The organism is Streptomyces sp. NPDC088810, assembly GCF_044750305.1.
Classification (GTDB): Bacteria; Actinomycetota; Actinomycetes; order Streptomycetales; family Streptomycetaceae; genus Streptomyces.
Window position 1 is genome coordinate 791,103 of record NZ_JBIVJQ010000001.1, and the last position, 23,532, is coordinate 814,634.

General features: G+C 71.0%; 21 protein-coding genes and 1 riboswitch. Of the genes, 9 read left to right on the top strand and 12 right to left on the bottom strand.

Annotation, left to right across the window (positions count from 1 at the left end):
* The first annotated feature begins 255 nt into the window (after window positions 1-255).
* Complete coding sequence (locus ACIP4Y_RS03590; RefSeq protein WP_401387208.1) at window positions 256-2,448, top strand: hypothetical protein; 2,193 nt, start codon at window positions 256-258, stop codon at window positions 2,446-2,448.
* Between the two features lie 77 nt (window positions 2,449-2,525).
* Here the strand turns inward: ACIP4Y_RS03590 and ACIP4Y_RS03595 are convergent, their stop codons facing one another.
* On the bottom strand, window positions 2,526-3,236 hold the full coding sequence (locus tag ACIP4Y_RS03595; RefSeq protein ID WP_401387211.1) for a hypothetical protein: 711 nt from the start codon (window positions 3,234-3,236) through the stop codon (window positions 2,526-2,528).
* A 37-nt stretch (window positions 3,237-3,273) separates the two neighbouring features.
* Window positions 3,274-3,666: an ATP-binding protein gene (locus ACIP4Y_RS03600; protein ID WP_358635599.1), complete on the bottom strand. Its 393-nt coding sequence runs from the start codon at window positions 3,664-3,666 to the stop codon at window positions 3,274-3,276.
* Between the two features lie 108 nt (window positions 3,667-3,774).
* Between ACIP4Y_RS03600 and ACIP4Y_RS03605 the strand changes: the two genes are divergently transcribed.
* Complete coding sequence (locus tag ACIP4Y_RS03605) at window positions 3,775-4,611, top strand: helix-turn-helix domain-containing protein (protein ID WP_401387214.1); 837 nt, start codon at window positions 3,775-3,777, stop codon at window positions 4,609-4,611.
* Entirely contained in the window at window positions 4,583-4,780 is a 198-nt protein-coding gene (locus ACIP4Y_RS03610) for a DUF397 domain-containing protein (RefSeq protein WP_358635195.1), read from the top strand. The genes ACIP4Y_RS03605 and ACIP4Y_RS03610 overlap by 29 nt, the downstream gene beginning before the upstream one ends.
* Here ACIP4Y_RS03610 and ACIP4Y_RS03615 read toward each other — a convergent pair.
* Window positions 4,764-5,933, bottom strand: coding sequence for a steroid 3-ketoacyl-CoA thiolase (locus ACIP4Y_RS03615; protein WP_401387218.1), 1,170 nt, complete (start codon window positions 5,931-5,933; stop codon window positions 4,764-4,766). The two genes, ACIP4Y_RS03610 and ACIP4Y_RS03615, sit on opposite strands and share 17 nt — an antisense overlap.
* A gap of 230 nt (window positions 5,934-6,163) precedes the next feature.
* Here ACIP4Y_RS03615 and ACIP4Y_RS03620 point away from each other — a divergent pair, with 230 nt between their 5' ends.
* On the top strand, window positions 6,164-7,399 hold the full coding sequence (locus ACIP4Y_RS03620) for a cytochrome P450 (RefSeq protein ID WP_401387221.1): 1,236 nt from the start codon (window positions 6,164-6,166) through the stop codon (window positions 7,397-7,399).
* A gap of 27 nt (window positions 7,400-7,426) precedes the next feature.
* Here ACIP4Y_RS03620 and ACIP4Y_RS03625 read toward each other — a convergent pair whose 3' ends face one another.
* The 8 genes from ACIP4Y_RS03625 to ACIP4Y_RS03660 all read right to left on the bottom strand — a co-directional run bounded on the left by ACIP4Y_RS03625 (window position 7,427) and on the right by ACIP4Y_RS03660 (window position 15,889).
* Window positions 7,427-8,116, bottom strand: coding sequence for a YoaK family protein (locus tag ACIP4Y_RS03625; protein WP_401387224.1), 690 nt, complete (start codon window positions 8,114-8,116; stop codon window positions 7,427-7,429).
* Between the two features lie 151 nt (window positions 8,117-8,267).
* Entirely contained in the window at window positions 8,268-8,681 is a 414-nt protein-coding gene (locus ACIP4Y_RS03630; protein WP_358635187.1) for a lytic transglycosylase domain-containing protein, read from the bottom strand.
* Between the two features lie 332 nt (window positions 8,682-9,013).
* Window positions 9,014-9,865: an ECF transporter S component gene (locus ACIP4Y_RS03635; protein WP_401387227.1), complete on the bottom strand. Its 852-nt coding sequence runs from the start codon at window positions 9,863-9,865 to the stop codon at window positions 9,014-9,016.
* Window positions 9,862-11,568: an ABC transporter ATP-binding protein gene (locus ACIP4Y_RS03640; RefSeq protein WP_401387230.1), complete on the bottom strand. Its 1,707-nt coding sequence runs from the start codon at window positions 11,566-11,568 to the stop codon at window positions 9,862-9,864. Before ACIP4Y_RS03640 ends, ACIP4Y_RS03635 begins: the two co-directional genes overlap by 4 nt.
* Window positions 11,565-12,659: an energy-coupling factor transporter transmembrane component T gene (locus ACIP4Y_RS03645; RefSeq protein ID WP_358635181.1), complete on the bottom strand. Its 1,095-nt coding sequence runs from the start codon at window positions 12,657-12,659 to the stop codon at window positions 11,565-11,567. Before ACIP4Y_RS03645 ends, ACIP4Y_RS03640 begins: the two co-directional genes overlap by 4 nt.
* Window positions 12,646-13,290 (bottom strand): SCO2322 family protein, encoded by a 645-nt coding sequence (locus tag ACIP4Y_RS03650; RefSeq protein ID WP_401387234.1) that lies wholly within the window; start codon window positions 13,288-13,290, stop codon window positions 12,646-12,648. The genes ACIP4Y_RS03645 and ACIP4Y_RS03650 overlap by 14 nt, the downstream gene beginning before the upstream one ends.
* Window positions 13,287-14,507, bottom strand: a complete 1,221-nt coding sequence (locus tag ACIP4Y_RS03655; RefSeq protein WP_401387237.1) for a prenyltransferase/squalene oxidase repeat-containing protein — start codon at window positions 14,505-14,507, stop codon at window positions 13,287-13,289. The genes ACIP4Y_RS03650 and ACIP4Y_RS03655 overlap by 4 nt, the downstream gene beginning before the upstream one ends.
* A gap of 117 nt (window positions 14,508-14,624) precedes the next feature.
* A riboswitch (cobalamin riboswitch) is annotated at window positions 14,625-14,754 on the bottom strand.
* Window positions 14,755-14,833: 79 nt separating this feature from the next.
* On the bottom strand, window positions 14,834-15,889 hold the full coding sequence (locus ACIP4Y_RS03660) for a hypothetical protein (RefSeq protein WP_401387240.1): 1,056 nt from the start codon (window positions 15,887-15,889) through the stop codon (window positions 14,834-14,836).
* A 250-nt stretch (window positions 15,890-16,139) separates the two neighbouring features.
* On the opposite strand from ACIP4Y_RS03660, the gene ACIP4Y_RS03665 reads away from it, so the two are divergent.
* Genes ACIP4Y_RS03665 through ACIP4Y_RS03680 form a run of 4 tightly spaced genes read left to right on the top strand, consistent with a single transcriptional unit; the run spans window position 16,140 to window position 19,953 of the window.
* Window positions 16,140-16,733, top strand: coding sequence for a helix-turn-helix transcriptional regulator (locus ACIP4Y_RS03665; protein WP_030341168.1), 594 nt, complete (start codon window positions 16,140-16,142; stop codon window positions 16,731-16,733).
* On the top strand, window positions 16,726-17,355 hold the full coding sequence (locus tag ACIP4Y_RS03670) for a hypothetical protein (protein WP_358640859.1): 630 nt from the start codon (window positions 16,726-16,728) through the stop codon (window positions 17,353-17,355). Before ACIP4Y_RS03665 ends, ACIP4Y_RS03670 begins: the two co-directional genes overlap by 8 nt.
* Window positions 17,355-18,563, top strand: a complete 1,209-nt coding sequence (locus tag ACIP4Y_RS03675) for an MAB_1171c family putative transporter (RefSeq protein ID WP_401388658.1) — start codon at window positions 17,355-17,357, stop codon at window positions 18,561-18,563. Before ACIP4Y_RS03670 ends, ACIP4Y_RS03675 begins: the two co-directional genes overlap by 1 nt.
* Window positions 18,556-19,953, top strand: coding sequence for an FAD-dependent oxidoreductase (locus tag ACIP4Y_RS03680; protein ID WP_401387245.1), 1,398 nt, complete (start codon window positions 18,556-18,558; stop codon window positions 19,951-19,953). The genes ACIP4Y_RS03675 and ACIP4Y_RS03680 overlap by 8 nt, the downstream gene beginning before the upstream one ends.
* Before the next feature lie 39 nt (window positions 19,954-19,992).
* Here ACIP4Y_RS03680 and ACIP4Y_RS03685 read toward each other — a convergent pair whose 3' ends face one another.
* A complete protein-coding gene (locus ACIP4Y_RS03685) occupies window positions 19,993-21,018 on the bottom strand; it encodes an MBL fold metallo-hydrolase (RefSeq protein WP_401387248.1) in 1,026 nt (341 codons plus the stop codon).
* Between the two features lie 494 nt (window positions 21,019-21,512).
* Between ACIP4Y_RS03685 and ACIP4Y_RS03690 the strand changes: the two genes are divergently transcribed.
* Window positions 21,513-23,300 (top strand): DUF262 domain-containing protein, encoded by a 1,788-nt coding sequence (locus ACIP4Y_RS03690; RefSeq protein ID WP_401387250.1) that lies wholly within the window; start codon window positions 21,513-21,515, stop codon window positions 23,298-23,300.
* The last annotated feature ends 232 nt before the right edge of the window (window positions 23,301-23,532 follow it).

The window sequence follows — 23,532 nt, forward strand, 5'->3', positions numbered from 1 at the left end:
CCCGGGACGCGCAACCGGCCGGTCCCCGGACTGTGGTGATCGCGGTTTTGCGCTGCTGCTCGAACGCCTCCAAACCGTAGGGGACTCCCTGATGGCTCAAATATCCCGGCGCTGCTCAAACCATGATTTCGAACATGGTTCCGATTGATCCGGCCTGGTGGGGTGGGCCGCACCGTCGACTCACAGAGAGGCCACAGGTTGATACCCCTCGCCAGAAGACGGCGGCGGACCGTACTGGGCGCGATACTCGCCGTCGTGCTCGGCTCCGGAACCGCCGTCACCAGCTACGCAGCCAGCTCCGACACCCCGCCGCCCGTCCACGGCGCCGGCGCCCGGGCAGCCACAGCCGCCGCGCCGAACACGCCCAACGCACCCGAGGCGGGACCACCGTTCACCAAGACGAACGGCGTGTGGCAGGTCAACAGCAGCACGCCGACCTTACGCAACACGGTCACTGCCACCAGCGGCCACAAGACGACCTCGACGTTCGAGGTCCACACCACCGACTCCAGCGGCAAGCCCACCGACACGGTCGTCAGACTGACCGATGACAACGAGTGGGGCGTCCTCGTCTCCGGCGAGGTGGACACCGGCAAACCGACCTCTGTGACGGTCCCTGCGGGCCGACTCAAGAACGGCGTCACCTACGCGGTCCGCTCCTCGGGGTACGACGCCACCAGCAAGGTCTACGAGAACGACTGGTCCCCCTGGGCCACGTTCAAGGTCGCCGTCCCCGCTCCGGCCAAGCCGGCCAAGCCCACGAGCGTGGTGAACAACGGCAAGCCCGGTGAATTCACCGTCTCCCTTCCCGCCGGCCACAGCGCGAAGTGGGTCGAGTGGCAGCTCGACCAGGCCGCCTGGAAGCGCGTCGACGCCGCCGGAAAGACCTCGGTGACGATCGACACCGGTCTGCGTGCGGCTGCCGCGTCCGCGCGCACTGCCGGTGACCACGTCCTCAACGTCCGAACGGCCAATGACGGCGGCGCGTCTGACGCCGTGTCCGTGGCGTTCACGGGCGACGGGACCGGTAACGGGGCCCACGCGGTCGACCTCAAGCTGCCGGACCCCAACCCCAGCAGCCCGAACCCGGACCAGAAGAACCAGACCTACACCGGCAAGGTGACCCGGCCGCTGAACGCTCCGGCCAACCCCGCCCGCGTGTCTCCGCCCAGGGAGTCCTGCGGTCCGGTGGACAGGCACGGGTACCAGGCATGCTTCGGTGCGCCGCTGGAGAAGCTGCCCAAGGAGATCGCCAAGAAGGCGGAGCGGCGGGCTGCCGTGGCCGGCAGGGGCGGGATGGTCGACTGGTGCGCGAACAACACCTCCGGGGCCTGGGCGACCCGCACGATCGAGTGCGAGACCAAGTCGCTCCCGGCCGTCCTGCGGCAGAACGGCGAGCCGATCGGCACCGCCTTCTTCGACCTGACGCGTGAGCTGACCCTGGACGGCACCAACACCTTCACCCAGCGCGTGAACATCCACCCCGTTCTGATCCCGCCGGTCTTCCGAGCGATCGAGATGGTCATGGCGGACCAGTTCTGCACGGGTCACACACAGTGCAAGGACCCCGGGAAGGCCGAGCTGGACGCATGGGACGGCAAACCCATCTGGCAGTCCAGCACCGACACCCATGACGCCAACCTGAAGACGACCTGGAACTGGGACGACTCGCAGAAGGAGGCCACCTACGACTTCGACACCGACTTCCGCCTCGACGGCCTTCTGATCGGCGGCAACGTGCCCGCTCCCGGTGTGCAGACCGGGTTCCAGTGGGGCCTGGCCGATCCGTCGGAACTGCAAGAGATCCGCTGCGACACGAAGGCGCAGTACGGCACGAGCGGCTGCGTGTTCGTCAACGTCGCACCGACCTACACCTTCAACGCGGCCAAGTACCCGCAGGCTGCCGCGCACGCGTGGCTGCTGCAGGAGAAGCTGCCCAACCGGATGGGCGTCCGGACCGGCGACACCCCCCTCTACTACCTGCCCGGCGGAACGCGCGCGGACGGCAAGAACAACAGGGACGTGATCTGCGACGAGAAGGACTGGGCGAACAAGTACGGCGACGCCGGCGCCATGGACGGCGCCACGGACAAGCCCAACTGTGACGAGTTCGCATTCAACTCGACCTACAACAGTGGTGGCATGCCCAAAGCCGAGGGCGGTCTGAATCCGGTCGACTCCGGCAGCCAGTGCGTGCAGACCTTCACGAAGAAGACCGACGGCGCCGTGCACCTCTACAACATCGACGGGAAGGTGCCCACCTGGAAGGAGGTGTGCGGCCGATCCGCGATATCGGGCAGGCACAACAGCGGTTCCATGGCTGCCTTCTCCGGGTTCGCCAAGAACATGCGGCTGATGGACAAGGACCCCTACTGGCTCGAGACCAGCATGAGCGGGGACTGCCAGGACAAGAACGGCACGTTCACGTGCACCATGCGCACCAGCTAGGCGGTTCGCTGTCGGACGGACCCTGAGGGCACGAGGGGTGGCACGCCGACCGGTGTGCCACCCCGCACGTGCCGCTCCTACTGCGGGAGAGGCAGTGCGACGGCGGGCAGCAGCCCCTGCTCCACCTCCGCGCGGCTCACCGAGATCCCGAAATGGCGGCCGACCGCCCGGTACACGGCCGCCGCCCACTCCTCCGCCCGGATCTCCGGCCATGGCCTCGGCGAGTCGAGCCTGGAGTACATCGCGCCGGCACGGGCCAGCGCCTCGTCGAAGGCGGACAGCTCGCCCGAGGGATCGTCCACGGTGCCGAACGCGTCCTCGAGCAGCCCCCGGCCGAACTCCGCGGTCCACACGTCCCCGGTCCCCGGCGGTGAATAGGCGATCATGCCGGGCGCGTCGTGCAGGTTGAGCGACACGCACACCATCTCCTCCTCCGGGCGGGGCAGGACGCCAGGGTTGTCGAACTGGGCGAGGAACCAGGTCGCCGCGAGATCGTCCTCCAGGACGTACGTCCACTCCCCGCAGGTGCCGAACATGCTCACCGAGTACGGCTGGGCCGGCGACACCGGCTCGGGCGGATCGGGCAGCCGGTAGTCCCGGTAGGGGACCGCCGCTTCGACGGCTTCTCGTGCAGCACCCAGGCGCAGCAGCCAGTCGGCCGCATCGCTCCCGCGTACCGCGGTGAGAGAGATTCCGGCACGCATGCCTGTACTGGCCTGGCCTGCCTTCGCGTCGTATGCGTGCTGTCCCATCCAGCCCAAGAACTCGTCCGTACGCTGCTCAGTCATGGCAACCGACCTTAGCCAGTCGGCCGTCAGACCACGGTCACGTTTCAGTCGGCCTCCGGGCAACGTCCTGGAACCCGCACTCGAACCAGACCGTCTTTCCGCCGCCGGCCCCCGGCGACACCCCCCACTTGTCCACCACGGCATCGAGCAGCGTCAGACCCCGCCCGCTCTCCGCGTCCCGGTCCACGTCCGGCTCCAGCCGGGGCCGCCCGGCGAAACCGTCGGTCACTTCTGCCCGGACGCCCGCCGTCTGCCGTGCCACGACGAGCGTGCAGCGGCGGTCGGGTACGTGCCGTACGACGTTCGTGACCAGCTCGCTCACGCCCAGTTCGACGGCGAACGTCAGCTCCTGCAACTGCCACTCGTCCAGCAGCGAGCGGACGATGCGGCGGATGTGGCGCACCGAGTGCTCGCCCACGGTGAGCTGCATGCGGTACTGGGGGGTGTGGGGAAAGTTGAGGTTCACAGGACGAGGCTGACGTCGCATCACTACGGTGTGCTACTGACTGAACACAACGTGCCCGAGAGGGGACTTGCCGTGGTGAACATCAACACCCTCGACCCCGGCGCCTCGCCGCTCGACTACTACGGCTTCGAGTTGCGCCGGTGCCGGGAGGCCGCCGGCCTGACGCAGCGGCAGCTCGGCGAGATCGTCAACTACACCGGGTCGCTGATCGGCCAGATCGAAACGGCCAGGAAGGTGCCCACGCTGGAATTCAGCGAGCGGGTGGATGCGGCGCTGGGGACCGGGGGGTTGCTTTCGCGGCTCGTTCAGCTGGTGCTTCGTAGTCAACTTCCGGCGTGGTTCCAGGAAGTTGCCGAGCTGGAGGCACGGGCCACTGCGATTTCCTCCTTCCAAGAGCACTTGGTGCTGGGTCTCCTCCAGACTGAGAGGTACGCCCGTGCGGTGCTTGGCGCGCTGCACCAGAACAAACTCGATGACCGCACCGCCGCGCGGTTGGCTCGCCAGCGTGTCTTCGAGAAGAAGGATCCACCGATCTTCTGGGCAGTGTTGAGCGAGGCGGCGCTGTACCAGGAGGTGGGCGGCCCGGAGACCATGCGAGAGCAACTGGCGCACCTGTTGACCTTCGAGGGGAACCCTCTGATCAACGTTCAGATCCTGCCGTTCTCGGCCGGGGCGCACGCGGGTTTGCAAGGCCCGTTCGACGTCTATCGCTTCACCGCAGACCCGAGCATCGTTTACACCGAGGGGTACGGCAGCGGGCATCCAACTGCGAATCCGGACACGGTCAAGGACTGTTCGCTCCGTTACGATCATCTCCGGGCCGCCGCACTCTCACTCAAGGACTCGGCGGAGCTGATCCGGCGAGTGATGGAGGAACGCTATGCAGAACAGGGCGATTCAGTGGCGTAAGTCCAGCTACAGCGGCGACCAAGGCGGCCAGTGCGTAGAAGTCGCCGAAACCCCCACCGCCACCCTCGCCATCCGCGACTCCAAGACCCCGGCGGGGCCGATCCTCACCGTCGACCCCGCCGCGTTCACCCGCTTCGTCGCCTGGACGTCGGCTACAGCCGCTGAATGATCGTCCCGGTGGCCAGGCCGCCGCCCGCGCACATCGTGATGAGCGCGAACTCCTTGTCTCTGCGCTCCAGTTCGTGCAGGGCGGTGATGATGAGCCGCGCCCCCGTGGCCCCCACCGGATGGCCCAGGGCAATCGCACCGCCGTTGACGTTGACCTTCTCCAGGTCCTGCTCGAAGACCTGGGCCCAGCTCAGGACCACGGACGCGAACGCCTCGTTGATCTCCACGAGGTCGATGTCCTTCAGGGACATGCCCGCCTTGCCCAGTACCGCGCGCGTGGCGTCGATCGGGCCGTCCAGGTGGAAGTGGGGGTCGGCGCCCACCAGCGCCTGGGCGACGATCCTCGCCCTCGGCTTCAGCTTCAGGGCGCGAGCCATCCGCTTGGACGCCCACATGATCGCCGCCGCACCGTCGGAAATCTGCGACGAGTTGCCCGCCGTATGGACCGCCGTCGGCATCACGGGCTTCAGGCCCGCCAGCGCCTCCAGGGACGTGTCCCGCAGGCCCTCGTCCTTGTCCACGAGGCGCCACATGCCCTGTCCGGCGTACTGCTCCTCCTCCGTCGTGGGCACCTGCACGGCGAAGGTCTCCCGCTTGAAACGTTCCTCCGCCCAGGCGTGCGCCGCCCGCTCCTGCGACAGAAGCCCAAGCGCGTCGACGTCCTCCCGCGTCAGGCCACGGTGGCGCGCGATCCGCTCGGCCGCCTCGAACTGGTTGGGGAGGTCGACGTTCCACTCGTCGGGGAACGGCTTTCCGGGGCCGTGCTTGGAGCCCGAGCCCAGCGGGACCCGGGACATCGCCTCGACACCGCAGCTGATGCCGACGTCGATCACGCCGACCGCGACCATGTTGGCCACCATGTGCGAGGCCTGCTGCGAGGACCCGCACTGGCAGTCGACCGTCGTGGCCGCGGTCTCGTACGGCAGTCCCATGGTCAGCCAGGCCGTGCGCGCGGGGTTCATGGACTGCTCGCCGGCGTGCGTCACCGTGCCGCCGACGATCTGCTCGACGGCGTCGGCGGGGATGCCGGTGCGGCCGAGGAGTTCACGGTAGGTCTCGCCCAGGAGGTAGGCGGGGTGCAGGTTGGCGAGCGCGCCGCCGCGCTTGCCGATCGGGGTGCGGACGGCTTCGACGATCACGGGTTCCGCGGCCATGGGTGCGGGTCCTCTCCGAGAGGGCTCTCCTCCAGAACTAGTACGCGTTCTAGTTCTGCTCAGCAGTCTGCTGACGTGACGTCCATCACCGCAAGGGTCTTGCAGGTGCCGAGGGTGCGATCTGCGCGCGTTCCGCCCCGATTGGGGGTGCCGTGCCTCTTGCTACTTGTAGAACCCGTTACTACCTTCACGGCACCCGCTGATGGACCGTCAGATGGCTGGAGTCGCCGATGCCCTGTCCAGCGCTGCCCGACGGGTTCGACCTCACCGACCCCGATCTGCTGCACCACCGTGTGCCCCTCCCGGAGTTCGCCGAGCTGCGCCGTACCGAGCCGGTGCGCTGGATCCCGCAGCCGCACGGCATCGCGGGCTTCGCCGACGCCGGCTACTGGGCCGTGACCAGGCACGCCGACGTCAAGTACGTCTCGACGCACCCGGAACTGTTCTCCTCCTCCCTCAACACCGCGATCATCCGCTTCAACGAGCACATCCAACGCGACGCGATCGACGCGCAGCGGCTGATCCTGCTCAACATGGATCCACCGGAACATACGCGGGTCCGGCAGATAGTGCAGCGCGGGTTCACGCCACGCTCCATCCGCGCGCTGGAGGAGCGGCTGCGGGCCCGCGCCGAGGCGATCGCCGCCGCCGCCCGCGCCCGCTCCGGGCCCTTCGACTTCGTCACCGAGGTCGCGTGCGAACTGCCGCTCCAGGCGATCGCGGAGCTGATCGGGGTTCCGCAGGACGACCGGTCCAAGATCTTCGACTGGTCCAACAAGATGATCGCCTACGACGACCCCGAGTACGCGATCACCGAGGAGGTCGGCCGCCAGTCGGCCGCCGAGATCATCGCCTACGCCATGAACATGGCCGCCGAGCGCAAACGCTGTCCGGCGCGCGACATCGTGACGACCCTGGTGGCGGCGGAGGACGAGGGCAACCTGAACTCCGACGAGTTCGGCTTCTTCGTGCTGATGCTCGCGGTGGCCGGCAACGAGACGACCCGCAACGCCATCACCCACGGCATGCACGCGTTCCTCACCCACCCCGACCAGTGGGAGCTCTTCCGCCGCGACCGCCCGTCGACCACGGCCGAGGAGATCGTCCGCTGGGCGACCCCGGTCAACTCCTTCCAGCGCACGGCGGTCCAGGACACGGAGCTGGGCGGGGTCCTCGTCAGGAAGGGCGACCGGGTCGGTCTCTTCTACGCCTCCGCCAACCACGACCCCGAGGTCTTCACCGACCCCGACACCTTCGACATCACCCGCGATCCCAACCCCCACCTGGGCTTCGGCGGAGGCGGTCCCCACTACTGCCTCGGCAAGTCCCTCGCGGTCCTGGAGATCGACCTCATCTTCAACGCCGTGGCCGACACCATGCCCGACCTCCACCTGACCGACCCCCCACGCCGCCTGCGCTCGGCGTGGATCAACGGCGTGAAGGAGCTGCGGGTCAGCCACGGCTGAGGGGGCCGGCCGGACGGGTGTGCGGCCTCACTCCCGGCCCGACGCGAGTACCGCCATGACCCCCGACGCCAGTGCCGCGAGCAGGAGCGGGGTGCCCAGGCCGTGGTGGAGGACCAGCCAGGCGCCCAGGCAGGCGCCGGCGGCCATGGCGAGGACCGAGGCCGAGCGGCGCGGGGAGCGGTGGCCCGTGGCGTCGCCGAGACGGGACTCGGAGGCGAGGGCGGTCAGCGTCATCGTCAGGACCGTGGTGGTCAGGTCGGGCACGCCCAGTTTGCGGACCGTCGCGTTGCGCAGGCCCATGGCGAAGGCGGTGAGGGCGATCAGGGCGTACCGGGTGCCGGTGGCGCCCGGCCAGGCGAAGGCGACCACCGCCGACCCGCCGACCAGCACCGCCTCGGCCGCCAGGGTCAGCCGGGCCCAGCGGCGGCGGGATCCCCGGCCGAAGCGGGCCGCCGTCCGGCCGCCCGTCACCGCGCCGAGCAGGAAGCAGACCAGGGACGTGGCCGTGTACGGGACGGAGAAGCCGGGGGCGCCGGCCGCGGCGAAGCCGAGCACGACCACATTGCCGGTCATGTTGGCCGTGAAGACCCGGCCCAGGCCCAGATAACTGACGGCGTCGATCAGGCCGCTGACGACGGTGAGTATCAGGAGTACGGCCACCAGTCGCAGCCCACGCGTCTCCGGGTCCCGCTCCACCGGCGGCGTCGGCGTAGTCATCGTTCCTCCGCAGTCCTCCGAGGTTCCGTCACGGGGACACGGTAGGGAACAGCGGTCGGGGCGCGTGCCCGGACATGCGCGCGCACCCTCGCCGAGCGGAGGCGAGGGTGCGGGTGCTGGGTCAGCCGGGGTGCTGCCGGGGAATGGCGGCTCAGTACCAGCCGTTGGCCTGCCAGAAGTTCCAGGCCTTGACCGGGCTGCCGTAGCGGGAGTTCATGTAGTCCAGACCCCACTTGATCTGCGTGGCCGGGTTGGTCTTCCAGTCGGCGCCCGCGGAGGCCATCTTCGCAGCCGGCAGGGCCTGGACCAGGCCGTAGGCGCCGGACGAGCTGTTGGTGGCGCTGGGGTTCCAGCCACTCTCGTGCTCGACGATCTTGCTGAAGGCGTTGAACTGCGCGGCGTCCGGGATCATCCGGTGCGCGATCGCCTGGGCGGAGGAGGCGGAGGAGGTGGCGGCCTGGGCGGGCGCCGCGGTCAGAGCCAGGCCGGCGGTGGCGGCGGCCACGGCGGCGGTGGTGAGGGCCTTCTTCGGGGAAGCGATGCGGCGGATGAAGGAGACGGACACGGAGAACCTCTTGCGTCGGGGACAGTGGATCGCCCGCATGGAAGGACCACACGCTGTGGCCGTATGCGTCGGAGCCGCGGCCCGGGTGGGCTCGTGGTGCCTGGCGACGTCGTCCAGAGAAGCAGGCCCGGAAGCCGCCCGCAATGACCCCTTTTACTAGTTGTGGCCGGATGGCCGGGAAACGTCCACTCTGTGACGTGGCTCGCAATCCGCAGGTCAGGAGGGGTGCACGAACGGATGTATCGGACAAATGGGACTACGGCCCCGGGTCGTAGGTGACGTGCGTCATGTGGGGTGCTTCACCGTCTCGCTCACGTGGCGGAAGCGAGTCCTCACCCCACGGGACCGTCGAATGTGACCGTGGTCTCGAAAGCGGCCCGCCGTGTCGCCCGGCGCAGCGCCCGCAGCACCGCCGGGCCGAGCGCGAGGGTCAGCACCACCGTGCAGACCGCCCGGCCCAGGTCCCAGCCCAGCGAGGTGGCCACGCAGTACGCCACGAAGTGGGCCAGGTTCACGGCGACCGGGGCACCGGCGGTGAAGGAGATGTTCGAGGCGGCGCTGTCCAGGAAGGTCCAGCCGGCCAGGTTCATCACCGTGCCGTAGGCGAAGGCCGCCAGGAAGCCGTACCCGGCGAGCATCAGCAGCTCGATACGGCCGCGCAGCCGCACCGGGCCCGGCAGCAGGCCCGCGCCCATGGTGAACCAGCCCATCGACAGCATCTGGAACGGCAGCCACGGCCCGACCCCGCCGGTGAGCAGCGCCGACGCGAACATCGTCACCGAGCCCAGTGCGAACCCGAAGCCGGGGCCGAGTACCCGCCCGCTCAGCACCATCAGGAAGAACATCGGCTCGATCCCCGCCGTACCCGCGCCGATCGGCCGCAGCGCCGCCCCCGTCGCGGCCAGCACGCCCAGCATGGCCACGGCCTTCGGCCCGAGATCCGACTCCGAGATCGTCGCCGCCACCACCGCCACCAGCAGGATCAGCAGGCCCGCGAAGAGCCACGGCGCGTCCTGGGCGTGGGCGCTCAGGTGCGAGGCGGGCGGGGCCAGGAAGGGCCAGAACAGGGCGGCCACCCCTACGGCGCTGGTCAGCGCGAGCGCGGCCAGCGAGCGGGGGCCGAGGCGGACGGCGTGGACACGTGCGGTCGGTGTGCTGGGTGTCGTCGGCGTGGTGCGGCTCATGCCAGCGCCTCCCGGACCTCGGTCACCGTCAGCCACCGCTGCGGGGCCAGGATCTTCGTCACCTGCGGCGCGAACGACGGGGACGACACCACGATCTCCGCCGTCGGGCCGTCCGCGATCACCTCGCCCTCGGCGAGCAGCACCACCCGGTGGGCCAGCTCGGCGGCCAGCTCCACGTCGTGCGTGGCCAGCACGATCGCGTGTCCCTGGGCCGCCAGCCCGCGCAGTACGGCGACCAGGCGGGCCTTGGCCGCATAGTCCAGGCCGCGGGTCGGCTCGTCCAGCAGGAGCAGCGGAGGGCGCGCGGTCAGGACCACGGCCAGCGCGAGCGCCAGGCACTGGCCCTCCGACAGGTCCCTCGGATGCGTGCCGTCCGCGACGCCCGGCAGCAGGCCGGACACCAGCGACCGGCAGGTACCGGGCTCGGCACCGGCGTCCCGGTCGGCCGCCGCGCACTCGGCGGCGACCGTGTCCGCGTACAGCAGGTCGCGCGGGTCCTGCGGGACGAGACCGACGTGGCGTACCAGGTCCCTGGGCGCGGTGCGGTGGGGGGTGACTCCGCCGACGGTGACGTCTCCGGAGGTGGGCGCCAGGAGGCCGACGAGCGAGCCGAGGAGGGTGGACTTGCCGGCGCCGTTGCGGCCCATGAGGGCGATGGTTTCGCCGGGGGCCACTGTCAGGTCCACGTGGCGGAGGGCCTGGACGCGGTCACGGCGGACGGAGAGGGCGTGGACCTCGGCGGTGTGCGTCCGCGGGGGTACGTCGGCGGGGGCGGGGCGGCGGCGGAAGAGGGAGCGGCGGGGGGTGTCAGGCGCGCCTTGCCGCTGCCGGGCGGGGGTGGGCTCGCTCGCCGGCGCCGGCAGGGTGCTGCCCGGGTCCGTGGTTGCGCGAGCCAGGCGGTCCCGGAGGGCTGTGGCCTGGCGGCGGGCGTTGCGGATGGTGAGGGGCAGGGGGGACCAGCCGGCCAGGCGGCCCAGGGCGACCACCGGGGGGTAGACCGGGGAGACGGCCATGACCTCGGCCGGGGGGCCCACGACCGGGGCCGCGCCCGGGGCCGGGAGGAGGACCACGCGGTCGGCGTACTGGACCACCCGCTCCAGGCGGTGCTCGGCCATCAGGACCGTCGTTCCCAGGTCGTGCACCAGCCGTTGCAGCACGGCCAGCACCTCCTCGGCGGCGGCCGGGTCCAGCGCCGAGGTCGGCTCGTCCAGGACCAGTACCTGCGGGTGCGGGGTGAGGACGGAGCCGATCGCGACCCGCTGCCGCTGCCCGCCGGACAGGGTGGCGATCGGGCGGTCCCGCAGTCCGGCGAGGCCCAGCAGGTCCAGGGTCTCCTCCACCCGGCGCCGCATCACCTCCGGGGCGAGGCCCAACGACTCCATGCCGTAGGCGAGTTCGTCCTCCACGGTGTCCGTCACGAAGTGCGCCAGCGGATCCTGGCCCACCGTGCCGACCACGTCGGCCAGTTGTCTCGGCTGATGGGTACGGGTGTCCCGGCCGGCCACCGTCACCCGGCCGCGCAGGGTGCCGCCGGTGAAGTGCGGGACCAGCCCGCTGACCGCGCCCAGCACGGTCGACTTGCCGACCCCGGACGGACCGGCGAGCAGCACCAGTTCACCCTCGGGCACCTCGAAGCCGACCCCGGCGACGGTGGGTCCGGCGGCACCCTCGTAGGTCACGCTGACATCCTCGAAGCGGATCACGGATGCTCCTGGGGGACGAAGGCGGGCAGCAGGGCGAGCAGGACGGCCGCGGCGGGCCAGAGCGGGAGGGCGGGCGCGACGAGCGGGACGACCCCCGGGTGCAGGGCCTGCGGATCGCGGACGGAGGCGAGCGTGAGCAGCGCGGCCACCGCGGCACCGGAGCCCGTGACCAGCCAGGCGCGCGGCCCCCACGGGTCCGGGCGGTACCGCGTCCGCAGCGAACGCCGGCCGCCCAGCCGCAGCCCCGCGAGCGCGGCGACGACTCCGGCGAGCAGCAGGGGAAGCCCGTACGCGCCTCCTTCCGCCGTCAGCAGCCCGTACGTTCCCGCGCACACGCCCAGCAGGCCGCCGAGGGTGAGCGCGGCCGTCGTACGGCGGACCCGGGCGGGGACCTCGGCGGTACGGCCGTAGCCGCGGGACTCCATCGCGGCGGCGAGCGCGACCGAGCGCTCCAGCGCGCCCTCCAGGACCGGGAGTCCGACCTGCAGCAGCCCGCGCAGGCCCCGGTCCGGCCGGCCGCGCAGCCGGCGGGCGGCGCGCAGCCGCTGCACGTCGGCGATCAGGTGCGGCGCGAAGGTGAGGGCGACGACCACGGCCACGCCCGTCTCGTACAGCGCGCCCGGCAGGGACTTGAGCAGCCGGGTCGGACTGGCGAGGGCGTTCGCCGCGCCGACGCAGACGAGCAGCGCGGCGAGCTTCAGCCCGTCGTAGGCGGCGAAGACGACCGCCTCCGCGGTGACCCGGCCGCCCAGCCGGATGCCCTGCGCCCAGTGCGGCAGCGGGACCTCGGGCAGCGTGAGCAGGGTGTGCGTGCCCGGGATCGGGGAGCCGAGCGCCACCGCGAACAGCACGCGGACGAGGAGGACGGCGAGAGCGACCTTGACGAAGGCGGTGTAGGAGCGGGCCCAGGGAGTGGGGGAGCGGTGCGTGGCCACGACGTACGCGGAGGCCGCTATGAGGAGCCCGAGGAGGAGGGGGTTCGTGGTCCGGGTGGCAGCGGTCCCGAGGCATATCGCCCAGACCCACCAGGCGCCGGGGTGCACAGCCGCTCGGCGCCGGGTGGGAGCCGGATCGCACTCACCGGGACTCATCGCGCCGCCGCCGTGCCTGCCACACCGCCGCCCCCGCCAGCAGGGCGACCACCCCCACACCGATCGGCAGCCCCAGCGAGGGACCGCCGTCGGTTCCGCTTCCGCTCCGCTTGCTCTCGGCGGAGACCTGCTCACCGCACCCCGCCTCCGGATACCCGGCGATCGCGCACAGCAGGGCGTTGGTGTCGTACCGGAGCGGCTTGGCGACGGCGGCCAGCGCGTCGGCGCTGGTCGCGTCCTCCGGCACCCGCGCACAGGCCGTACGGCGACCGGGCGGCGTCTCACCGGACGGCGCGTCCGCGCGGGTGCCGAAGTCGAGGACGAGGGCGACACGCTTCGTACCGGAAGCGGCGGGCGTACCGGCGCAGATGGAGGTGAAGTCCGCCGTACCGCGCGGCCGGCTCGCGTCCGCCGAGTCCGCGCTCACCGCGAACCGGAAGCCCTGCACCGCGCCGTCGTCGGGGCGGACGGTCGCCGGCCCCTGGGTGGCGTACGTCCAGTGCCCGCCGGCGCGCTCCCAGAAGGACCAGTAGCGGTAGCCGGCGGCCCCGGCCGGCCCGGCGGAGGCGAGGAGTAGCAGCGCGGCGAGCCCGGCGGCGAGCACCGGCACGGCACGGCGGACGACGGTCACGGCCGGCGCTTCTTCCGGCCGCTCAGCAGGAAGCCGATACCGATGCCGGCGACGAGCCCGACGCCGACGATCCACCAGACACCGGTGTTCGAGTCGTCGGACTTCTCCGTGCTCTCCGAGTGCCCCGTGGCGGAGTCCATGTACGGGGCCGGGCCGAGCGCGTTGAGGGAGCTGACCAGGCTGGTGCCGTTGAAGTCGCCCGGCTGCTCGCCGATCGCGTGGGCGGCGAGGATGAGCTGGGCGTACGCGGCCGGGCCGCTCTGCACCGCCCACGGGCCGGCGTTCTTCTCCAGCCAGGCGTACGCCTTCTTCGCCGGCTCGGTCCGGCCGTCCGCGGCGAGCGCGACGACGGCGTCCGCGGTGTTGCCGTAGTCCGGCTGGTCCTTGGCGCCGGGCAGGGTCGACCGGAGGTGCCCGGTCTTCGCGAGGGTCGTCGCCAGGTACGCGCCGGCGTTGTCGGCGACCTGCTCGCGGGTGGGGTGGTCGGCCTCCGCGCAGGCGTCCTGCGCCGGGGACTTGCCGGCCTCCGCCGCGAACCCCTTGCCGAGCGCGCCCAGCACGCCGGCCGCCGTCGCGTCCGCGTTGGCGAGCAGCTTGCCCTTCTTGTCCGGCTGGTAGGCGAGGGCGCCGCCGCCGTCCTGGTCGCAGGGGATGGACCAGGCGGGCAGCGCGTCGTACGGCGACTTGCCGGACGTGTGGACGCTCGCCGGGTCGGTGCCGGCCGCGGTGAGCGCGCCGATGACGACGGAGGTGGAGTTGGCGTCGCTGGAGCCGCCCGGGTAGTAACCCCAGCCGCCGTCCTTGTTCTGCACGGACTTCAGCCAGTTCACGGCCTTGCCGACGGCACCGCCGTGTCCGCCGGTCGCGGCCAGGGCCTGGACGGCGGCGGCCGTGCTGTTGGTGTCGGACTTGGTCTTGCCGTCGCAGGGCTTGGCGGTGTCGGCGCGGAAGGCGGCGAAGGAGCCGTTCGCGCACTGCTGCCCGCCGAGCCAGTCCACGGCCGCGGGGGCGGGCCGGTAGCCGAGGGTGCGCTGGGCGAGCAGCGTGAGCGACTGCCGCCACACGCCGTCGTACGTCGGGTCGCTCTTGCCGTACAGGCCGTGCGGGACCGTCGCCTTCGGCGGCGCGGACGGGGACGGGTCGGCGGCCGTGGCGGGCGCGGCGGCGGCCAGCACGCCTACGGCGGCGAGAGCCGCGGCACTGCGGCGGACGTTCATGGTCGGCGACTGCCTCTCCTGTGGGGAGCCGGGCAGCGCACGGGAGACACCCCGGGCGGCTCGGCTCCGTAGACCTCGACGGTGCCGTGCGCGGCGGACCGCCGGCGCACGCGAGCCGGTCAACGTCCCGCCCGGGGCAGTCCGGCTCACCGCCCCTTCCGGCGGCACACGGTTGCGGGTCAGCGCCGGAATTACACCGGCTTCCCCCCGTACGGGTGTGATGACGACCCCGCCACTTTACCGGCCGCCCCGCGGAGGCCGAGGGGTGGCTGTGGGCACAGGGGGGCGGTGATTGGGGTCACGGGCCGGGGGGCGGTGGACGGGGCCTAGGCCGCGTACACGTCGGTCGTCGGCAGGACCGTTGCCGTCAGGTGGCGGGCCAGGCGGCGCAGGGCCGTTTCGCAGTCCGTGGGGTTGTCGGCCGTGACCACCCAGTGGGCCAGGCGGTCGCCGGTGTTCGCGTGCGGGGCCGCCGTCACCGGGGCGCCTGGGCGGTGGGTGAGGAGCATGCGGTCGGCGGCCGGGTCGTGGTCGGCGGCGGGGTCCAGGCGGAGGTGGGTCAGGCGGCCGGTCACGGTCGGGTAGGCGAACTGGACGGCGGCGGCACGCTGGCGGGTGGGGGTCAGTTCGGGGTGCCGGCCGGTGGCGAGGGCGGCCGCGGCGGCGGCCAGGTCGACACCGGTGGCGCGTTCCACGAGCAGCGGGATCAGGTCGCCGGGGAGGTGCGGGGCGACGTCGAGGACGCGGGGGCCGCGGGCCGTCAGCCGGAGGGTGACGTGCGCGACCGTGTGGGCCAGGCCCAGGGCGCGGACGGTCCGCTCGACGCACTGGCGCAGGAAACGGTTGTGCAGGAGGCCGTCGTGGGCGTGGACGCAGTGCCGCAGCGCGACACGGGCGGGCGGCGGGCCCGGGGTCGTACGGGTGAGGGCGACGATGCGGACCTCGTCGTCCAGGACCACCGTCTCGGCGGACACCAGCGGGTCGGGCGTCTGCTCCGGGTCACCGGGGCCGGCCGTCGGCAGCCGGTGCCGCAGGAGCAGGGCCTGTAACGCCACCGGGTCGGCGCAGGCCGCGGCCGTCTCGTACGGCAGGCCCGGTAAGCCCAGCCGGCCGGTGATCCGCGCGGCGGCGGCCAGGTGCTCGGTGGACCAGGTCAGGACGCCGGCGACCGGATGCCCGGCCGTGTGGGCCAGGACCGCCTCCGCCGCCTGGGTCTCCCGGGCCGGGTCGGCCGCGAGGTGCGCCGAGAGGTACGGGCGCGCCCAGGCGGGCGGGTCCGGGTCGACCAGGACGACCGGGCGGAGCGCGGCGATCCGGGCCAGCGGGAACTCGTCGCACGTCTCCCGGCGGCCGGCCCCGAGGAGCACGACGGGCTGCGCCATGGTGCCTGGACCTTCCTCGAGGAGAGGGCGGACAAGAAACACCCCGGGTGCCGCTCCCCCATAGGCGGCACCCGGGGCGGGTCGGATCTTGCTCTCCGTGCAGTGATCCTCACCCACGGCGCCCCTAACTGTCAACGATAGCTGCGTTATTAGGCAGGGAGCGTTGTCACGTCTGGTCGCCGAACGGGCGAACGGGTAGCCTCGCGTCAGCCCAGCCACCGAACGGATGACACGCCCAGGGGGGACCTCGGTGAGTGACGCCTACGCCTCGCTGGCCGATGTCCTGGACCGGCTCGGCGAGTTGACCGGCCGCCCCGGACGACTGCCGGAGGCCCTCGACGTGGCCGGCCTCTCCTACCGCACCGGCATCCCCGTGGGCGTCGTCGTCGAACTGCTCTCCGGCGGCCGGGCCCCCGAGGCCTGCCTGGCCCAACGCGTGCGCCAGCGGCTGGACTTCATCCGTGAGAGCCGGCGCCGCCCGGACGGCAAGCGGTACTCGCTGGACGAGCTGGCCCGGATCGCCGGAACCAGCCGGCAGTGGCTGAGCGAGTGGCGCAAGAGCGGGATGCCGAGCCTGGAACACGCCGACCGGCTGCGCCGCTTCTTCGGCCTGCCCGCGGGCTTCTTCACGGCGGACGAGCCGGAGGCGCTGCACGAGGCGCTGCAACCGGTGCTGCAGGCCCTGGAGGCCGAGGCGGACCCGCTGTTGCGGCTGCGCGAGAGCGGGCTGGTACGACTGGCCGCCCGGGCCCCGCAGATGAACGCCCGGCAGCTCGCCACCCTCGCCGACCTGGCCGAGATGATCATTGCCTCCGAGCGGGCGGAGGGCACCGGGCGTGCCTGAACCGACCGCCGGGGCCCCGAAGCCGGCCAGGCGTCCTCGGCCGGCGGCCCCCTCCAAGCACCCGAGGTCCCCGAGGCGCTTCCTCGACCGGCTCGTACGCGACACCGTCCGCGGCCTCACCCCGCCGACCGGGCCGGAGGCCTTCCTGCACGCGCTGTGCGCCACGCTCAGTCCCCAGCTGGACCGCCCGGTCCGGCTCAAGTTCGTCGCCTTCCCGCCGGGCCTCGACGTCTCCGGGATCACCCTGGCACGGGACGAGGACTACATCGTCGTGGTCGAGGAACGCGCCCCGGACCCGCACAAGTTCGTCATCGCCGGGCACGAGATCGGCCACATCCACTACGGCACGCTGGACGTGCACTACCCGGCCGGACTGCCCGCCGCCGCCCGCCGGCTGCTGTCCCGCGCCGAGGACGACGTCCCCTGGGACCGGGTGGCGGCCATGGCCACCCGCTCGCCCGCCGCGGCGGCGGCCGAGGCCGAGTGGGAGGCCGAGGAGTGCGGGCTGCGCCTGGCGGCGAAGTTCTCCAAGGTCGTCGGGCCGGGCGCGGCCGGCCGGATGACGCAGGACACCCTCACCGACCGGCTGTCGTCCTCCCTGGGCAACATCGGCGGGCCGTGATGCGCTGGGACCTCGCCGGCTCCTTCGCCGCCTACGCCGTCCCGGCCGCCCTGCTCGCCGTGGCCTTCGTGATCAAGCTGCCGCTGCTGCGGCGCGCCTGGCAGGACCCGATCCTGCGGGCCACCGCGCTGCTGCTCGGCATCGGCGCGATCGTCTTCGCCTCGCTGCCGCCGGCCAACCTGCACCGCATCAACGTACTCTCCGGCATCCCCAACTTCGCAGGCCTGTGGGTCTATTCGCTGCTGACCGCGTACTGCGGTGCCTGCCTGTGGCTCATCATCACCTGGCGGGAGCCGCCGTCCGCCGTGCGCCGCCGCCGCACCCGGCTGGTCTGGATGGCGTACACCGTCATCATCGTCGGCCTGTGGACGACGTTCCTGCTCGGCGACCACCGCGTGGAGCGCACCCGCGACCTCGACACCTACTACGCCGGCACGCCCTGGATGCGCGAGTTCGTCCTGCTCTACCTCGTCGCCCACCTGGTGTCCGCGCTGGTCGCGGCGGGCATGCTGTGGGCCTGGTTCCGGGAGATCGAGGACACCTGGCTGCGCCGGGCGGTGATCTTCCTCCAGGAGGCCTACGCCCTCGGGCTCATCTTCGACCTGGCCAAGCTCGCCGCGATCGGCGCCCGGTGGAGCGGCCGGGACTGGGACTGGCTGTCCACGTACGTCGCCCCGCCGTTCGCCATCGCCGAGGCGGTCCTGGTGGCCGTCGGCTTCCTCGCCGGGCAGGCCGGGCCGTGGGCGGCCGAGCACCGGCGGCTGGTGCGCACGCACCGGCGCCTGAAGCCGCTGTGGCAGACCATGCTGACCGTCACCGCGCCGGCGGCGCCCGCGACCGGCCGGGTCAGCGGTGCCGCCCTCCGCCTGGAGCTGCGCCGGGCCGCCATCAACGACGGCCTCCTCAAGCTGGCCCCGCACCTGAGCGCGCACCGGCGGGAGCGGACGCGGCAGGCGGCGGAAGCGGTGGGCTACCCGGAATCCGCCGCCCGGGGCATCGCGGCCGCGGTGGACATCCTCGTCGCGGCCGACGCGCTGCACGCGCCCGAGGACCGCGACCGTCCGCTGCCGGACGGCCACCCCGGCTCCGTCTCCGTCCCGGACAGCGAACTGGAGTCCGTCGCCCACGCCTTGCGCCTCCACGCGGCGGCCGTAGAAAGGTTCCGCCGGCAGGCGGTCGCCACGGAAGGTCTCACCTCACATGCCTGACATACCCACCGCCCGCCGTACCGCGCTCGTCATCGGCGGCAGCACGGCCGGCATGCTCGCCGCGTCCGTGCTCGCCAGCCGCTTCCACGAGGTGACGATCGTGGAGGCCGACCGGCTGCCGGCGGGCCCCGAGCCGCGCAAGGGTCTGCCCCAGGCGCGGCACGCGCATCTGCTCTGGTCCGGCGGGGTGGCCGCGCTGGAGCAGCTGCTGCCGGGCATCACCGGGGAACTGACCGCGCAGGGCGCCGGGCTCATCGGCGTGATGCGCGACCTGGTCAGCAAGGCGCCGTCCGGGCAGTGGTTCAGGCGGTTCACCGACTCCCGCCACCACATGATCGTGTGCAGCCGGGACCTGCTGGACGCGGTGATCCGCGCCGACGTCCTCGCCCGGCGCCGGATCACCCTGCGCGACGGGACCCGGGTGGCGGGCCTGGCCGGCGACCGGCACCGGGTGACCGGCGTCCGCGTGGCCGCCGGTGAGACGCTGCACGCCGACTTGGTGATCGACGCCGGCGGGCGCGGCTCCCACGCGGACACCTGGCTGCAGGCACTGGGCCACGCCCCGGTCGAGGAGCGGGTGGTCGACGCGGGCGTCACCTACGCCAGCCGGGTCTACGCGGCCCCCGGCGCCACGGCGACCCTGCGCTACCCGGTGGTGAACGTGCAGGCCGACCCGCGCGACGCGCCCGGCCGGGGCGGGGTCGTCGTACCGATCGAGGGCGACCGCTGGCTGGTCACGCTCTCCGGCACCCGGGGCGGCGAACCCTCCGCCGACCCCGACGCGTTCGAGCACTTCGCGCTCACCGGCCTGAAGGACCCGGTGATCGGCCGGCTCCTCGCCCAGGCCAAGCCGCTGACCGACCCGGTGATCACCCGCAGCACGGCCAACCGCCGCCGCTTCTACGAGAAGGCCGCGGCCTGGCCGGAGGGCTTCGCGGTCCTCGGCGACGCCGTCGCCGGCTACAACCCGGTCTACGGCCACGGCCTGTCCGTCGCCGCGCAGAGTGCCCTCGCCCTCGGCCGGACCCTCGACCGGTACGGCCCCACCGCCCCCGGCACCGCCCGCCGCGTCCAGCGCGCGGTGGCCCGGCCGGTCGGCAACGCGTGGAACCTCGCGGTCGGCCAGGACGCCTACTACCCCGGGGCCGCGCCCCAGCCGCCGACCTTCGTCGAACGCCTCGTCACCGCCTACGTCGACAAGGCCGTGGCCGCCGGCTCCGAGAACCCGCGCGCCCTGCGCGGCCTGCTGGACGTGATGAGCCTGCGCACCCCGGCGGCCCGCCTGTTCGCCCCGGACATGCTGTGGAACGTCTGCTTCGGCCCGCGCAAGGGTCCACTGGCGGGGCCGCCGCTGACGGAGGCCGAGCGGGAGTCGGCGGGATTGGGGTGAGGCGAGCGGGGTGGGTGGGGGCCGGCTGAGGCGTACGGGCTACACGGCCGCGTACGTCACCGGGTCGCTGCCCGGTACCGGTTCCGCCCGGCCCAGTTCCACCAGGCGGCGCAGGTGGGACTCCGCCTCCGAAACGGCGATGTTGCGGGAGCCGTAGGGGATGTCGTTCCAGGGGCGGTTCCACTCCATGCGCTCGGCGAGCTGCCACGGGGTGAGGGGCTCGGCGAGGAGGGCGAGGAGGCCGGCCAGACGGCTCTCGTGGTGGTCGAGCAGGACGCGGACGCGGCCCGGGGCGTCGGTGAAGGGGTGCTGGTGGGCCGGGAGGACCTCGGCGGGGGTGAGCCGGCCGATCCGCTCAAGGGAGTCCAGGTAGTCCCCCAGGGGATCGGTGACCGTCGCGTCGTCGGGGTCCTCGTACAGGCCGATGTGCGGGGTGATCCCGGGCAGCAGGTGGTCGCCGCTGAACAGGCGCCCGTGGCCCGCGAGTCGGGCCGGGTGCTCCTCCTCCAGGTGCAGGCAGACATGGCCCGGCGTGTGCCCGGGGGTCCAGATCGCACGCAGCCGGCGGCCGGGCAGGTCGAGGAGTTCGCCGGGCACGATCTCCCGGTCGGGCAGGGCCGGGGAGAGGCCGGGCAGGGTCCGCGCGCGGGGCGTCCGCAGCGGCGCCACGTGCTCCTCCGGCGCCCCGGCCGCCGTCAGCTTGGCCGCCATGTACGAGAACCACCGCTCCGGCCGGGTCTCCCGCGTCCGCCGCACGATCGCCGCGTCCGCCGCGTGCAGCGCCACCCAGGCGCCGGAGGCCTCACGCACCCGCGCCGACAGACCGTGGTGATCCGGGTGATGGTGAGTGATGACGACGCCGTACACCTCCCCGACCCCCGTGCCGCAGGCCGCCAACCCCGCCGCCAGCGCCTCCCAGGACCCGGGGTCGTCCCACCCGGTGTCGATCAGTACGGGACCCCGGTCGGTGTCCACCACGTACACCAGCGTGTACCCGAGGGGGTTGTCCGGGATGGGCACCTGAACGGCCCGCACACCCCCGCCGTGATCGAACGCCACCACCATGGACCTCCGCCCCTCCGCCCCACGGCCATGGCCCACTATAACTAGAACTGGTTTCAGTGGGTGCTCAAGTCGACGGATGCGGTGGGGCGTTGAGCTGACCTGTGCTGATGTCTCCGCTCCCCGTCATCGCTTGTCGATGTTGGTTACTGCCGGACGGCCCAGAGACGGCCCAGCCTTTAGAGCGGTGCTCGTGGCGCCAGTGCCGGCGCTTAGAAGATTCGGGCACGCCGTGGTGCGCTGGTCCGATCGACCAGCGCCGCCGCGCCGGGTCGCCAAGCGCTGCTGCCGTCCGCCATGGCTGCCGTCAGCGCTGCCGTCACTGCCGACAGGTGCGACGGGCGAAGCCGCTATGTCGGCCTACTGATCACCGGTCTGCCTCACCAACAGGACTAGCCAGCGGCCACCTGAAGGCCCAACGGCGCAGGGGTGCGGACGGATCGCCCACTTTTGTCAAGTCCGTTGCAAAGACATTGTGATGAACCTAGGGTTAGCCCGTGCAGAGTTCTGAGCTTTCCGTGCAGGGGCAGAGCCTTCAAACCCTTTACAATCTCTACTTCAATAAGAGGCTTTCCGTCAACCGGCGCTATCAGCGCAAGCTGGTATGGAGCGTCGAAGAGAAAGTGAAGCTCATCGACTCTGTGGTCAACGAGCTACCCATCCCTTTGATCCTGCTGGCACAGCGCAAAAAGTCCGGCGTAGAAACGTACGAGATCATCGACGGTCTGCAGCGTCTGGACGCATTTTTCTCCTTCATGGAGAATAAATTTGCCTACGATGGCAAATACTTCGACCTTGATACGATCGGCGACACGAAAGCACGCCTTGACGGCGGCGACATTGAGCAGGGCGAGGAGAAGCTTTCGCGATCCGAATCGCTCGCTATTGCGAATTATCAGATCCCGGTTTCCATTTACCGGGATGCGTCCACTTCCGCAATCGACGAAGTGTTCCGTCGCATTAATAGCGGCGGTAGGCGCCTGAGTCTTCAGGAAATCCGACAGGCGGGAGTTCTGGGGTCGCTCGCTGATGTGGTTAGGCGGGCTAGTGCCTCAATCCGGGGGGACGGGACGTTCTCTGAAACCGTTGCTCTGAACGATATGGATCAGTTGAGCATCTCTCGTCGAGGACTTCAGTATGGTCTCGCCATGGAAGACATGTTCTGGGTCCGCCATGACATTGTCGCGCAAGACGACATCAGGTCTTCTGGTGATGAAGAAATGGTGTTGGATCTGGTCCTTGATGCCGTGATTCGCCCCTGGCCAACCAGCGGTTGGCAGAACCGTGACATGGCCTACGGGGTTCATAGGAAGATCCGCAGTGCCTCGTCCGAAGAGGTGAACCGAGCAGTTGACGCTGTAGGCGTAGAGGAACTGCACCAGAGGATCCTCTCCGTCGTCGGCCTGATCGACGATGTCATGCAAGGGCATGGCTCACTCGGTCGGCACATGGTGAAGCTCGAGACTTACGACAAAGGAACGCAGCGGCAGTTCCAAGCTGTTTTCGCGGCTCTGTATTCCCTGACGTTCGACGATGGCATGGTCCCGAAGTCCCACGACGCTGTGCGTACTGTCCTGGACAACTTCTGGGGTCGAGGCCTTTCCATTCCCACGGGAGGCAGTGCCTGGGGTAAGGAGAAAAAGCAGGCCCTCTATCCGGACGTTAAGAAAAAACTGAAGAGGGCTTTCTATAAGCCGGAGCCGCGACGCGCTACCATCCAACTGAATTCGCGTATGTACATCGATTCCCTTCTTCAGGGGCCAATCGCTGAAGAACCTCTCATCGAGCTGAAGCAGGGATTCTGCACTCTCTCTGATCCGCCGGCGGAAGATGCCGAGCTGTTCGAGCAAGTGATCCAAACAGCCGTTGGAATGGCTAACCAGGGGAAGGCTGCTGAGGGGCTGATTCTGATAGGTGTAGCAGACAAGCCGTCTGCGGCAGCTCGGCTTGAACAGCTCTTCGGTGTCAAGGCTCTTCTTATTCAGGGCCAACTTGTTGTTGGCACCGCAGAGCAGATCAGCCACCTCGGGTATGATGTTGATAAGTGGTGGCGTAAATGGCAGAGCAAGATTCAAACCTCCAAACTCGCGCCGGAGTTCGCTAATAGCTTGGCTCACACCTTCAAGCCCGTCTACTGTGACGGCTTGCTGCTATGGGAGATGAGGCCGAAGTCGGTTGGGAAGCCAATCAGCTATGATGGTCGCTTCTTCGTAAGGGTCGGCAGCTCCACTCAAGAGATGGCGGCAGATGACTTCTTGAGTCACATGACCACGCATTTCTCATAGCTCGGACGACTCCCTGCGCCAAAAGGTCGGTGGAACGCCTTTGGGCTGGAGCTGATTTGGCGCGAGTGATCATGGCCCATTACGCTAGCCAGCGGATCGGGCAGGTTTGTGAGCCTGCCCGTTAGTGCCCGATCTTGGGCCATGATCTTCGAGGCTCGCGCCAAATTGGCTGCCTAAAGCCGTGGAGCCGACCGCCCCAGCCACAGAGGGTGTCTTCCCCTGCATGCCCGCT

Coding starts and splice junctions, on each gene's coding strand:
- ACIP4Y_RS03595 (WP_401387211.1), bottom strand. CDS start 3,236: ATGACTGAGCAGCGTACGGACGAGTTCTTGGGCTGGATGGGACAGCAC.
- ACIP4Y_RS03600 (WP_358635599.1), bottom strand. CDS start 3,666: ATGCAGCTCACCGTGGGCGAGCACTCGGTGCGCCACATCCGCCGCATC.
- ACIP4Y_RS03610 (WP_358635195.1), top strand. CDS start 4,583: ATGCAGAACAGGGCGATTCAGTGGCGTAAGTCCAGCTACAGCGGCGAC.
- ACIP4Y_RS03615 (WP_401387218.1), bottom strand. CDS start 5,933: ATGGCCGCGGAACCCGTGATCGTCGAAGCCGTCCGCACCCCGATCGGC.
- ACIP4Y_RS03620 (WP_401387221.1), top strand. CDS start 6,164: ATGCCCTGTCCAGCGCTGCCCGACGGGTTCGACCTCACCGACCCCGAT.
- ACIP4Y_RS03625 (WP_401387224.1), bottom strand. CDS start 8,116: ATGACTACGCCGACGCCGCCGGTGGAGCGGGACCCGGAGACGCGTGGG.
- ACIP4Y_RS03635 (WP_401387227.1), bottom strand. CDS start 9,865: ATGAGCCGCACCACGCCGACGACACCCAGCACACCGACCGCACGTGTC.
- ACIP4Y_RS03645 (WP_358635181.1), bottom strand. CDS start 12,659: ATGAGTCCCGGTGAGTGCGATCCGGCTCCCACCCGGCGCCGAGCGGCT.
- ACIP4Y_RS03655 (WP_401387237.1), bottom strand. CDS start 14,507: ATGAACGTCCGCCGCAGTGCCGCGGCTCTCGCCGCCGTAGGCGTGCTG.
- ACIP4Y_RS03660 (WP_401387240.1), bottom strand. CDS start 15,889: ATGGCGCAGCCCGTCGTGCTCCTCGGGGCCGGCCGCCGGGAGACGTGC.
- ACIP4Y_RS03675 (WP_401388658.1), top strand. CDS start 17,355: ATGCGCTGGGACCTCGCCGGCTCCTTCGCCGCCTACGCCGTCCCGGCC.
- ACIP4Y_RS03680 (WP_401387245.1), top strand. CDS start 18,556: ATGCCTGACATACCCACCGCCCGCCGTACCGCGCTCGTCATCGGCGGC.
- ACIP4Y_RS03685 (WP_401387248.1), bottom strand. CDS start 21,018: ATGGTGGTGGCGTTCGATCACGGCGGGGGTGTGCGGGCCGTTCAGGTG.